This window comes from Winogradskyella sp. ABM4_392, from assembly GCF_056160445.1.
In genome coordinates, this window is record NZ_JBSWXE010000036.1 from 1 (window position 1) to 222 (window position 222).

Here is a 222-nt window from a genome sequence, read left to right on the forward strand (position 1 = left end):
ACAATCAACGTTCCTGCGGATATTACAATTGAATGTACTGAAGATGAGTCTTCTGCTAATACTGGTGTTGCTACTGGTGCAGATACTTGTGGTACTGTAACCATTACTGAGTCGGATGTTGAGACTGCCGCTTGTGGTAATACGAAAACTATTGTTAGAACTTGGACTGTAACGGATGAGTGTGGTAACAGCGTTTCTGCTGACCAAACCATTACAGTGGTC

General features: G+C 42.8%; 1 protein-coding gene. It reads left to right on the forward strand.

From position 1 onward, the window contains the following. On the forward strand, nucleotides 1–222 hold a 222-nt coding region (locus ACXAFS_RS15370), incomplete at both ends, for an HYR-like domain-containing protein (protein ID WP_475308067.1).